A 12,053-nucleotide genomic window follows, 5' to 3' on the forward strand; every position below is an offset into this window, starting at 1 on the left:
CGGCCGCTGAACTACAGCGGTAGTTTGCGCACCCTGATGCGTCGTTCTGTCAACGACAGGATGGCCCCCTCCCGCAGTGTTGTACCATGTCGTGTTAGCGCGATCTGCAAATACGCAATGACCGAAACTGGGCGCATATCGCTTAGGCGGAAGATGATAATGGACGGAACTGACGATCCGGTCGAGGACATCAGCGCACCGAAACCTAGATCGTGCGTGAGGACGATGCGATCTTCTTGCCTGGCTAACTCCAGGATGTCGGCGTCGGAACGTCTGTGGTAGCTCCTCTCGGCCACGTGCACGGCATCGTGGCCTTGTGCCCTTAGCCACGCGACGGCCTCTGGCGAGATCCCCATGTCCGCTAGGAATCTCATACGGTCGCCGGCAGCCAATCCACTTGTTCTTCCGCCAACCACGCGCCATAGTGGAGGGCCTGCTGTACATCCTCAGCCTCTAGGTAGGGATAGGCAGCCAGGATGTCGGCGGTTGTCATGCCGTTGGCAACGAGGTTGAGGATTAGTGAGACGGTGACACGCATCCCACGAATACACGCTCGGCCACCCATGATATGAGGGTCAAATGTAATTCGATCCAGTTTGTCCATCACCACGTTTCCTTTGATGACCCTATTTCGGCCGCGCTCTCATCCTCGGTGACTGTTCGAGCTTGGGCAGTGCCTGCGTCTCTCGAAAGAGAGCCTTCAAGTCGGCCAGTTTCGCTAATCATACCATAAAGGAAGCGACGCTGATAGACGCCGCTTGCCCCACCGACTTCCGTAGCTTCCTGTCGCCAGCCGCGAAAATCAGCGCCCAAATCAGCGTCTATCAGCGTCCTATTCTTCAGACTTTACTACCACGCTCAGGCAGCCGGCGCGTCACTCTCCTCGCCCAACTCGATGGCCGCGAACTGCGCCACCTCGCCGGAGAGCTGGCTGCCGATGGTCAGGCTGATGACCGCCGCGCCCATCTCGCCCATCTCGCCCGCCAGCTTTTGCAGGGCGGTGTCCTCGACGATGACCACCAGGGCCGAGCTGTTCGGTTCCATGCCCGCGCCGATGGCCTTGAGTTGGTTCACGTCGAACAGCCGGCCGAAGTGCTTGCCGGCCAACCCGCCGACCAGCGCCCCGCCGAGCGCCCAGGCCAGCAGCCCGGCCGGCCCGCCGATGAGGCTGAGCAGCGCGCCGCCGCTCCCGCCCAGCACCGCGCCCATGCCGCCGCTGCCCGACTGGCGCACGTTCGATTTGCCTCGCTCGTCCACTTCCAGCACGGCCCAGGCCGCGACCTTGTAGCCGCCGGCCCGCCGCTCCTTGCGCACGATGTCGACGACCTGCGCCGCCCGGTCGCGCCCGGCGAATTCGTAAGCGACGAGATGATAGGCGATGGGTTGTTGTTGGGTCATGTTGTGTTCTCCTTGCATATTGCGTTTAGGCGGATCACCGGTAGGCGGATCACCGGGCTGATTCTAGCAAATTGTGCTAGAGAAGAAACAGCATCCTATTCTTTCAGGTAGAACGGCACGTCAATCACCGCCCGCGCCTTGCCGTGCCGGTGGCGGCGATAGATCAGCGCCCACTTCAGCGGCAGCGCGCTCTGGTTGTGCAGCAGGAAGTGCCACCAGCGCGCCGGCACGAACTCCGGGATGAGCACCGTCGCCGGCCAGCCGTCGGGACTTTCCTCGTCCAACCGGTCGATGCAGTCCAGGAAAGGGCCGATGAGCGAGCGGTAGGGGGACGGAACCGTGACCAGCCGCGCCACGCGATCCAGGCCATGCGCCTCCCAACGGGCGCGCATTGCCCCGGCCGAATCCGGCTCCATCTCCACGTAGACGGCGATCACGTCGTCACTGATCGAGCAGGCGTAGTTGAGCGCCTCGATGACGCCGCGATGGACGCCGGCCACGGGCATAACGATGCGCGGGTGGCGGGTACAGCCGGCGGGCGGCGCGTCGTCGTCCAGGCGCAGCTGCCGGCCGACCTCGGCGTAGTGGCGGCGAATGGCGCGAAAGAGCAGCACCAGGAGCGGGATGAGCAGGATGATGAGCCACGCCCCGCCGGCGAACTTGCTGGCTCCGATAACCAGCAGGGCCACACCCGTCGCCAGCGCGCCCGCGCCGTTCATCAGCAGCTTCGCCCGCCAGCCCGGCCCGCGCTCCCGCCACCAGTGCAAGACCATGCCCGACTGCGACAGCGTGAAGGCCAGGAAGGCGCCGACGGCGAAGAGCGGGATGAGGGCGTGGGTGTCGCCGCCGAAGACGACGATGAGCAGCCCGGCCAGCCCCGCCAGCAGCAGGATGCCATTGGAGAACACCAGCCGGTCGCCCAGAGCGCGCAACTGGCGCGGCACGAAGCCGTCGCGGGCCATCAGCGAGACGACGCGCGGGAAGTCGGTGTAGCTGGTGTTGGCGGCGACGATCAGCACCAGCAGCGTCGCCAGCTGCACCAACAGGTAGACCACGCCGGAGCCGAACAGACGCCGAACGAGCGCGGAGAGGATCGTCTCCTCTGGCCCGGCGACGACGGCCAGGTACTGGGTGAGGCCGATGGTTCCCAGGAAGAGGATACCCATCAGCACGGCCATGGCCGCCATGGTCCGGCGGGCATTGACCGTCACCGGGTCCTTGAAGATGGGCACAGCGTTGCTAATAGCCTCCACGCCGGTCAGCGCTGTCGCGCCGGAGGCGAAGGTGCGCAACAGCAGAAAGAGTGTCACCGGGGCCAGCGCACCCGGCATCACGGCCGGCTCGGCCGGCGGGGGGATGACGGCAGGGAAGACGCCCGGCCCCTGAACCAGGGCCACGCCGATGCCCCAGGCGATCATGCCCAGATAGACGCCCAGGAAGAGGTAGACCGGCACGACCATGGCCGTGCCGGCCTCGCGCAGCCCGCGCAGATTGACCAGGGTAATGAGCAGCAGCAGCGCCAATGACAGCCCGATGCGGTGGGGCCAGAGGGCGGGAAAGGCCGAGGCCAGCGCGGCCACGCCGGCCGTCAGGCTGACCGCCGCGTTGAGGACGTAGTCCATCATCAGCGCCGCCGCCGCCACCAGACCGGGCAACTCACCCAGGTTCTCGCGGGCCACGGTGTAGGAGCCGCCGCCGGAGGGATAGGCGGCGATGGTCTGCATGTAGGACAGGGCCAGCACGCCCAACAGCGCCGTGATAACCAGGGCCAGCGTGAACGACTGCATCAGGCCCGCCGCGCCGGCCACCAGCAGGCCCAGATAGATCTCCTGATTGGCGTAGGCCACTGAGGCCAGCGCGTCCGGCGACAGCGCCGCCAGAGCGCGCACCTTGTCCAGCCGGTTGTGCCCCACGTCGGCCGACGGCAGCGGCGAGCCGAGCAACAAATGGCGAACGTGGTTAATCATAGCTACCTGTTATTTTTTCTTTCAGCCACTTCTCCCGGTTCGCCCCGCGCGCCAGCTTGCCGCTGCTCGTCTTCAGCAGCCACTTTGGCCCGACCAGGTGAACGTAGCTGACCGTCACCCCCGTCTGCCGGACGACCTCGGCGCGGATGGCGCGGGCGATGGCCGCGCGCGCCGCTTTGTCTGTCTCGCCGGCCGCTGTCTCGCCGGCCGCTGTCTCAGCGACCGCTGCCTCAGCGACCACCGCCACCAACTCCGTCCCCTCGCGCGCGTCGGGCACGCCGAAGGCCACCGCCCGCCCGGCCCGCACCCCGGCCACGCCGTTGACGACGGCCTCGATGTCGGCCGGGTAGATGTTCTTGCCGGCGTTGATGATCAGGTCGCGCGCCCGGCCGACGACGTACACCTCGCCCTCGGCCAGATAGCCCATGTCGCCGGTCAGATACCAGCCGTCAGCGGTGAAGGGTTGCAGGTCGGGCCGGCGATAGTAGCCGGTCAGCAGGCAGTCGGAGCGCACCGCCAGTTGGCCGACGCGGCGCTCGGGCAGGGGGCGACCGTCGTCATCCAGGACGCGCACCTCGGTGTGGGGGATGGGCGGGCCGCAGGAGACGCGAATGTGCGCGCCGGCCTCATCGGGCGCAACGGGTTTCGCGTAGCGATCATGTTTAAGTGCTTCGCCATTCACAGCGTCCAGACAGGCAGGCCGGTCGGGTAGGGTTTGCGTCACGGCGAAGGTGTTTTCGGCCATGGCGTAGCTGACGCCGAGCATCTCCGGCCGGACGCCGTTGGCGGCGAAGCGCTCCAGGAACAACTGGTGGCTGTCGTGCCGGACAGGCTCCGAGCAGTTGATGAAGAGGCGCATGGACGCGACCGAGAGGCCGTCGCTGTCGCGCCGGCGGATGCGGCGGGCGCAGTGGTTATAGGCGAAGTTGGGCAGCCAGCAGAGCGTGCCCCGGTAGTCGTGGATGGCCCGGAACAGCAGGGCGGGGTGCTGCACCCAGTCGAAGGGGGACATGAGCACCAGCGGCGCGCCCTGCACGAGCGGCAGCAGGAAGCCGGCGATGAGGCCCATGTCGTGATAGAGCGGCAGCCAGCTGACGATCACGTCGCTGGCATTCAGGGCGATGGCGTCGCTGTAGGCGGCGAGCTGGTTGAGCACCGCGGCGTGGCTCAGCGCGACGCCCTTTTGCAGGCCTGTCGTGCCGCTGCTGTGCTGAAGAAAGGCGGTATCATCCGCAGATTGGGCAGATTTAGCAGATTCAAGAGGGGCAGGTGATAGTCTATAGGCCGCCGGCAACTCTTCTTTAATCTGCGTAATCTGCGAAATCTGCGGATCGTTCCTCTTCAACTCCGACGAACCATAGACCGGGCAGGGCAGGTGTGGCCGCAGGGTGGGGGCGAAGGCGTCGGTGGTCAGCACGGCGGCCACGCCCGACAGCCGCGCCAGTTCGGCCAGGCTGCCCATGTAGACGTCGGGGTCGAGCTTCTCGGTCAGCGTCGGGAACATCGACGGCACGGCCCCCAACCGCAGCGCGCCCCAGAAAGCGTAGATGCTCTCCAGGTTTTGCGTGTGGGCGATGATGATCAAATCGCCAGGTCGCAGGCCCAGTTCGTGTAGTTTTTCAGCGTAAGCGGCTGTGACTTGGGCGAAGGCGCGGCGGCTGACGGTGGTGGGCGGCTGGTCGGTCTCCAGGTAGATGATGGCCGGCCGCTCATCGGCCGCGCGCAGCGTTTCGGCGTCGAGGAGGGTGGCGTAGTCGGTGCGATTGGCTAAGGTGAGCATGGTGGGGAGCGGGGGAGCAGGGGAGCAGAGGGGCGGGGGAGAGGAGAGCCCATCAAGCCGATGGTTCTTTCACCCCTGCACCCCCGCACCCCTGCTCCCCCGCGCTGTTACCCCCTCTCTACCCGCTCCACAATCTGATCCAGCGTATCCATCTTCGCCACGGTCAGATCAGGGTCGGGGATGTAGACGTTGAAGGCGCTTTCGATGTAGACGCCGAGTTCGGCCAGGGCGAACGAGTCGATGAGGCCGCCGGTGATGATGCCCTCGTCGTCGGCCAGGCGGTAATCGGGGTCGCGGATGAGTTCGCGGGTGATGTAGGCGCGCAACTGCTCGCGCGCGGTCGGTTCGTGCATGGGTTGATCCTTGTCGTGTTTTACAAGACACAGGTTAAGAAACCTGTGCCACGACGGATGCTATTCTCACGCAAAGGCGCGAAGAAGGCAACGTGGAGATAGGGGGCTACCTCTGGAACCATCCCCCACTTCTGTGCTATACTAATCTCATCGTCCATCGCGCATCATCAGGACGCGCCTCAGAGGTAGTAGGGAGGGGCAAGGGGATGCGCTTCGGACAGGAGGCGGTTGTGAGGTTCCAGGCTGTGCCAGAGCCGGCTGCGGCGTCACCGGCGCGTGTCGCCATCCCCTATTGGCTGCGCAATCGAGCCGGCGCGGCGATCATCCTGGCCGTATTCTTTGGCTTCCTGGGCACGCTCAGTCTGGCGCTGGAGATCGGCCATCCTTTCGGCGGCTACATCACCTACAGCAACGTCGGCCAGGAGTGGGCCGACGTGATCCACGAAACCCCCGACTGGTGGTTGGCGCGCGGCGACCTGCGGTATGGCGACATGCTCCGAGCCATCAACGACCTGCCCTATGCCTCTAACGCCTGGGCCGAATTCACGCGCGCCGGAGCTGGGGCGCGCTCCGTAGCCGTCACCGTCGACGGCCGGGCGGGCGGCGCTCCGTGGTCGGCGACGGTGACAGCTGTCCCCATCACCCTGGCCGACGTGCTCGACGTTAAGATGCCGGAGATCACGGTGGCTGTCACGTTTCTGCTGCTGGGGATCGTGGTACTGCGGGCCCGGCCGGCGGCGGTCACCGTCCAGGTGTTCGCCGCCCTGTGCGCTTGCATCGCCCTGCAGCGGCTGACGGCTGTCACGTCCATGGCGACCGACGCCCGCCTGCTCGTCAACTTGCCCAAGCTGGGGCACATGATCGCCGCCGGGCTTATTGGGCCGCTGCTCTTCCACCTGGCGTTGGTCTTTCCCGTTCCCCTGCCGGCCCAGCCACGTCTGGCATTATGCGTCCTCTATGGGCTGGGCCTGTTGGCCGGACTAGGGCTGGCGGCCACACGATTCTCCTTCTGGGCCGCTGTGCCCGTCCCGTTGGCCGATGCCATCGACCAGGCCACGTACCGGACGATCCTGTATCTGGCGTTGGGCGGCGTGGTGGCCTTGTTCGTCCGTCTGGGTTGGACGTGGATGCGCGAGCGACAGACGCGCCGCCAGCGACGGGCCGCGGGCATCCTGCTGGTTGGCTTGTTGTGCTCCATCCCGATGGTCATCATCGTGCTCGGCCCCGTCATCCCCGGCTTCCCGGCGGCGCGGTCGGCCTTCTGGAACGGCCTTGACCTGCGCTACACCCTGCTGGCAACCCCCATCGCCTTCGCCTACATCATCATCCGCTACCAGACTTTCCGCAGCCCGTCGCGGTTGTTCATCTTCGTGATCATCCTGGCCCTCAGCGCTCTGCTGGCCGCCGTGGGCGCGTGGCTGTGGCGGCTGGGGCATTTGCCAGAACTGGCCGCCATGCGCCCGCCTTTCATCACGATGTTCACCCTCGTTTTCGCCGCCAGCCTGTTCTGGAGCAGCCAGGCCAGCTGGCGCGGCTGGTTCGGCCGCTTTCTCCAGTGGGAACCGCGCAGTTACGAGTCGGCCCGGTCATTCGGCGGCCGGGTCATGGATCGCACCGACCTGCGCGATCTGCCACAGACGATTGCCCAGGCGTTAGTGGATGAGTTGGAGCTAGAGCGGGCCGGCGTCTGGCTGTGGCAGCCGGAGAGGAAGCAGTTTGCTTTGGTGGGCAGCGCGGGTGAGCCGCTGCCGGTGCTGCCCGAGCGGCTGGCCCTGGCGCTCGACGAGGTTCCCCACCGTGGGCAGCCCGTCCGCGTGCGCGCCGGCGAGTCCACTCCGCTTTGGCTGCGGTCGCTGAATTCGGGCGGCCCCATCGAGGTGGTGGTGCCGCTCGTCGCCGCGGAGACGCCCATCGGCCTGCTGGGTCTGGGACGGCGCTGGGATGAGGAGGTCTACGATGAGCGCGACCTGGCCGTGTCCGAACTGGTCGGCCAGCAGGCGGCGCTCTTCCTCTTCGCCGCGCGGCAGATGGAGGAGTTGCGCCACATGCCGGAGCGGGTGGCCGAGGCCCAGGAGCGGGAGCGTTTCCACCTGGCCCAGGAACTGCATGACACCATCCAGCAATTTTTAGGGCGGCTGCCCTTCTTCCTGACCGTCAGCCGCGACCTGATGCAGGCCGATCCGGCGCAGGCGACGGCCATCCTGAACCGCTGCCTGGCCGACATCGAGGACGCCGCCATCATGTTGCGCGGCATCCAGCTCAATCTCGCCCCCAACCAACTGGAAAGTAGTCTGACGCGCCCCTTGCAGGGCTTGGCGGCCCACGTGCGGCAGCGGTCAGGGTTGACCGTCAACTTCTCGGCCACGGCTGATTTGGACGTGGGCACGACCGTCGAGACGCGCCACGCGCTCTACCGGGTCATCCAGCAGGCGTTGGACAACGTGGTCAACCACGCCGAGGCGACCGAGGTGAGCGTGCTGGTCTGGCGCGAGGAGGGCCGCGTGAGCTTCTGCGTGCGCGACAACGGCCGCGGCTCCACGCCGGAGGAGCGTGAGGCGGCGCGCGAGGACGGGCGCTTTGGGCTGCGGTCGATGCAGACGCGGCTGGAGGTGTGCGGCGGGCGGCTCGACTTTACTTCGGTTGTAGGGGAAGGGACAATGGTCACGGGGTGGGTTCCGGCAACCGTTCGTAGTTAGGCAATTCATTGCCGTTCTTGTAGCGCGGCCATTCCTGGCCGCGGCCTGTAGCGCCGCCATTCCTGACCGCGGCGGCCTGACACAGCCAGGAATGGCTGCGCTACAGGCTGCGCTGCCGGCGCGGGGAACGGCAATGAATTGCCTGACTACAAACTTGTGACGCACTGCGCATTTTATGACGCATTGTGTTATAATAACGGAATCGGCGGTCGGCCGTCCGCGGTCATCTTGTGGCGAGGTAAGAGATATGAACGAACAGCCGGTCGATTCTTCACAGGTCTACGATTACGTCATCATCGGCTCCGGCTTCGGCGGCAGCGTCTCCGCCTGGCGGTTGACGGAGAAGGGGTACTCCGTGCTGGTGCTGGAGCGTGGCAAGCGCTGGCGGTCGGAGGACTTCCCCAAGACGAACTGGAACGTCTTCAACTATCTCTGGATGCCCGCGCTGCGCTGCTTTGGGCCGCAGGGTCTTAACTTCTTCAAAGACCTGTGGCTGCTGAACGGCTCTGGCGTGGGCGGCGGCAGCCTCATCTACGCCAGCACCCATCGCATTCCCCCCCAGCGCTTCTTTGAGGCCGACGAGTGGGCCCATCTGGCCGATTGGGAAGCGGAGCTGATGCCCCACTATCACACGGCCAACCGCATGCTGGGCACGGCCCCCAACCCCTGCTTCTGGCCGGCCGACCACACCCTGCAAGCCATCGCCGAAGACCTGGGCCAGGCCGACACCTTCGAGGCCACCGGCGTGGGCATCTACTTCGGCGAGCGGGGCATCACGGTGCAAGACCCGTTCTTCGACGGCGACGGCCCGACGCGCACCGGCTGTATCCACTGCGGCGGCTGCATGGTCGGCTGCCGCCACAACGCCAAGAACACGCTCGACAAGAACTATCTCTACCTGGCCGAGAAGTACGGCGCGGCCGTGCTGGCCGAGTCGAACGTCCAGGGCATTCGCCCGCTCTACGGCGAGCGCCCCGGCGGCGCGCGCTACGAAGTCACGTACCACAAGATCACCGACTGGACGCGCAAGCGGCAGGGGAGTGTGCTGGCCCGCAACGTCGTCCTCTCGGCCGGCGTGGTCGGCACGGTCGATCTGCTGCTGAAGTGCCGCGACGACGACAAGACGCTGCCGCTCGTCTCGCGCATGCTGGGCGAGCAGGTGCGCAGCAACAGTGAGGCGCTGATGGGGGTGACCGCCCGCGACCGGATGCAGGACTTCTCGCAGGGCGTCGCCATCACTTCCCACTTCTGGGCCGACGACGTGACCAGCGTTGAGCCGGTGCGCTACCCGCCCGGCTCGTCGTTCATGCGCTCGCTCATCTGGCCGCTGGCCGGCTACGGCAGTGAAGGGCACGGGCTGGGCGGCCGGCTGTGGGCCTCGGTCAAGCACTTCTTCCGCCAGCCGGGCGACTTCCTGCACACCCGCTTCTTGCCCCATTGGGCCGAGCGCGACACGGTGCTGCTCATCATGCAGACCGTCGAGAACAAGATGAAGCTCCGCCGTGGCCCGTCGCTGCGGTTGGGGTTACGGCGCGGCGTCTACACCGAACGCGACCCGGAGGAGCCGATCCCCACTTGCGTCGTGGCTGGCAGCGACGTGGTCAACCGCTTCGCCGAGAAAGTGAACGGCGTGCCCTGGGTGGGCATGAACGACCTGCTCAACATCCCCAATACGGCCCACATCCTCGGCGGCTGCCCGATGGGGGCGGACGCGAAGACAGGCGTGGTGGACATCGACCAGCAGGTGTTCAACTATCCGGGGCTGTACGTGGCCGATGGCTCCGTCGTGCCGGCCAACCTGGGCGTGAACCCCAGCCTGACCATCGCCGCCATGACCGAGCGGGCCATGAGCCGCATCCCGGCCCGCGCCGACGCGCCGGCCGTGACGCCGCTGCCCTACCCGCACGTGGTGACGGTGGACGGCCATCCGGTGGCCGCCGCGCCGGCCAATGGGGCGACCAACGGCGCAGCCGCGGCCAAACGCATCGCGCCGCTGGCCCTGCTCATGCTGCTGGTCGGCCTGCTGCCGCTGCTCCTGGCGGCGCTCAAAAATAGGGACTAGGGGTTTGGGGCTAGGGGCCAGGGGAAGAGCGCTCTGCCCCTGGCCCCTAGCCCCTCGTTCTTCGAGAGGTAAAGATGGACCCACGAACCGAGTGCATCGAGTTTATCAACCCGGCGACGGGCGAGAAGTTTGGCGAAGTGCGCATGTCAACCGAGGAGGAAGTCATGCGGGCGCGCCGGGAGATGGCCGCGGCCCAGGTGACGTGGGCGGCCAAGCCCCTCAAGGAGCGGGCGCGCATTATCAAGGAGTTCCAACGGGTCATCATCGACGCGACGGACGAACTGACGGCCATCGTCAACCAGGATCACGGCAAGAGTCGCGGCGACGCGCTGCACGAAGTGATCATGACGGTGGACAAGATTCACCAGTACGCGCGGCTGTCGCCCAAGTGGCTTGGCCGCCGCCGCGTGCCGCCGGGGCTGTACTTCTTCCGCCGCTACTACACCGAGCGCGTGCCCTTCGGCGTGGTCGGCATCATCGGCCCGTGGAACTACCCCATCGACCTGATGCTGCCGCCCATCGTCGCCGCGCTGCTGGCCGGCAACACCGTCGTCGTCAAGCCGTCGGAGGTGGCCGCGGCCACGGGCGTGGAACTGGAGAAGCTGTTCCAGCGCGTGCCCGAACTGGCCCCCTTCGTGCGCTTCATCCACGGCGACGGCCGCGTGGGCGCGGCGCTGGTCAAGTCAAAGCCCGATCTGCTCTTCCTGACCGGTTCGGTGAAGACGGGGCGCATCGTCGCCAAGGCGGCGGCCGAGCACATGATCCCCTTCCTCTACGAACTGGGCGGCAAAGACCCCATGCTCGTGTTGGAGGACGCCGACATCCGCGCCGCGGCCCATTGGGGCGTCTGGGGCGCGTTCTACACCACCGGGCAGGCGTGCGTCTCCGTCGAGCGCGTCTACGTCCACGAAAAGGTGTACGACGCCTTCGTCGCCGCTGTGCTGGAGGAGACGGCCAAGTTCACCGTGGGCTACTCGCCCGACATCGACAACCCGTACCGCATGGGGCCGCTGACGTTCGAGCGGCAGTGCGACATCGTGAACACCCACTTGCAGGACGCCATTGCCAAGGGGGCGCGCGTGCTGATGGGCGGCCAGCAGACGGGCATGTTCATCGAGCCGACGGTGCTGGCCGACGTGGATCACACGATGCAGGTGATGCGGGAGGAGACGTTCGGGCCGGTGCTGCCCATCATGAAGGTCAGCGACGACACCCACGCCATCCAGATGGCGAACCACAGCGAGATGGGGCTGAGCGCCTACGTCTGGAGCCGCGACCTGGCCCACGCCAAGCGGGTGGCCGAACAGCTCCAGGTGGGCGTGGTCAACATCAACGACACGATGTCCCACTACCCGGTGTCGCTGCTGCCGTTCGGCGGGGTCAAGATGTCGGGCAACGCGCGCACCCACGGCGCGGGCGAGGTGACGCAGTTCACCCACACCAAGAGCTACGCTGTCGGCGCGCCGCCCAACCCCATCGACCCGGCGACGATGGTGCGCTACCCCGGCCACTACCGGCTGGGCAAGGCCATCCTGGGCGGCTTCTTCGGCGTCACGCCGCAGCAGCGCGTCGCGCCGCTGCTGGACTACCTGACCAACGACCCTAAGGGCCGCCAGGCGGTCACCCGGACGGCTGTCGGCCTGAGCGCGGCGTCGGTGGTGGGGGTGATGGCGGCGGTGATGCTAGGCCGTAAGAAGTAAACAGTGGTCAGTGGCCAGTGGTCAGTACTGACCACTGGCCACTGACCACTGTTTACTTCTTACGGCCTAGCATCACCGCCGCCATCACCCCCACCAC

9 protein-coding genes are annotated in these 12,053 nt (G+C 66.5%); 3 read left to right on the forward strand and 6 right to left on the reverse strand.

Annotated features, from left to right (window positions below):
• Positions 1 to 11 precede the first annotated feature (11 nt).
• From ACE3UY_RS18590 to ACE3UY_RS18615, 6 genes are all read right to left on the reverse strand, one after another.
• Positions 12 to 374, reverse strand: coding sequence for a DUF5615 family PIN-like protein (locus tag ACE3UY_RS18590; protein WP_374688984.1), 363 nt, complete (start codon positions 372 to 374; stop codon positions 12 to 14).
• Positions 371 to 604, reverse strand: a complete 234-nt coding sequence (locus tag ACE3UY_RS18595) for a DUF433 domain-containing protein (RefSeq protein ID WP_374688976.1) — start codon at positions 602 to 604, stop codon at positions 371 to 373. Before ACE3UY_RS18595 ends, ACE3UY_RS18590 begins: the two co-directional genes overlap by 4 nt.
• A 254-nt stretch (positions 605 to 858) precedes the next feature.
• A complete protein-coding gene (locus ACE3UY_RS18600; protein ID WP_374688977.1) occupies positions 859 to 1,398 on the reverse strand; it encodes a DUF1269 domain-containing protein in 540 nt (179 codons plus the stop codon).
• Between the two features lie 95 nt (positions 1,399 to 1,493).
• Complete coding sequence (locus tag ACE3UY_RS18605) at positions 1,494 to 3,365, reverse strand: APC family permease (RefSeq protein WP_374688978.1); 1,872 nt, start codon at positions 3,363 to 3,365, stop codon at positions 1,494 to 1,496.
• On the reverse strand, positions 3,358 to 5,145 hold the full coding sequence (locus ACE3UY_RS18610; protein ID WP_374688979.1) for an AMP-binding protein: 1,788 nt from the start codon (positions 5,143 to 5,145) through the stop codon (positions 3,358 to 3,360). The genes ACE3UY_RS18605 and ACE3UY_RS18610 overlap by 8 nt, the downstream gene beginning before the upstream one ends.
• A gap of 107 nt (positions 5,146 to 5,252) precedes the next feature.
• Complete coding sequence (locus tag ACE3UY_RS18615) at positions 5,253 to 5,498, reverse strand: acyl carrier protein (protein ID WP_374688980.1); 246 nt, start codon at positions 5,496 to 5,498, stop codon at positions 5,253 to 5,255.
• Between the two features lie 206 nt (positions 5,499 to 5,704).
• Between ACE3UY_RS18615 and ACE3UY_RS18620 the strand changes: the two genes are divergently transcribed.
• The 3 genes from ACE3UY_RS18620 to ACE3UY_RS18630 all read left to right on the forward strand — a co-directional run bounded on the left by ACE3UY_RS18620 (position 5,705) and on the right by ACE3UY_RS18630 (position 11,956).
• The gene (locus ACE3UY_RS18620) at positions 5,705 to 8,194 is read left to right on the forward strand and encodes a GAF domain-containing sensor histidine kinase (protein ID WP_374688981.1); all 2,490 of its coding nucleotides are present in this window, start codon (positions 5,705 to 5,707) and stop codon (positions 8,192 to 8,194) included.
• A gap of 247 nt (positions 8,195 to 8,441) precedes the next feature.
• Positions 8,442 to 10,256, forward strand: coding sequence for a GMC oxidoreductase (locus ACE3UY_RS18625; RefSeq protein ID WP_374688982.1), 1,815 nt, complete (start codon positions 8,442 to 8,444; stop codon positions 10,254 to 10,256).
• Positions 10,257 to 10,330: 74 nt separating this feature from the next.
• A complete protein-coding gene (locus tag ACE3UY_RS18630; RefSeq protein ID WP_374688983.1) occupies positions 10,331 to 11,956 on the forward strand; it encodes an aldehyde dehydrogenase family protein in 1,626 nt (541 codons plus the stop codon).
• Positions 11,957 to 12,053 lie beyond the last annotated feature (97 nt).

The organism is Promineifilum sp. (SeqCode) (genome assembly GCF_041918635.1).
In the GTDB taxonomy this organism is placed as follows: Bacteria; Chloroflexota; Anaerolineae; order Promineifilales; family Promineifilaceae; genus Promineifilum.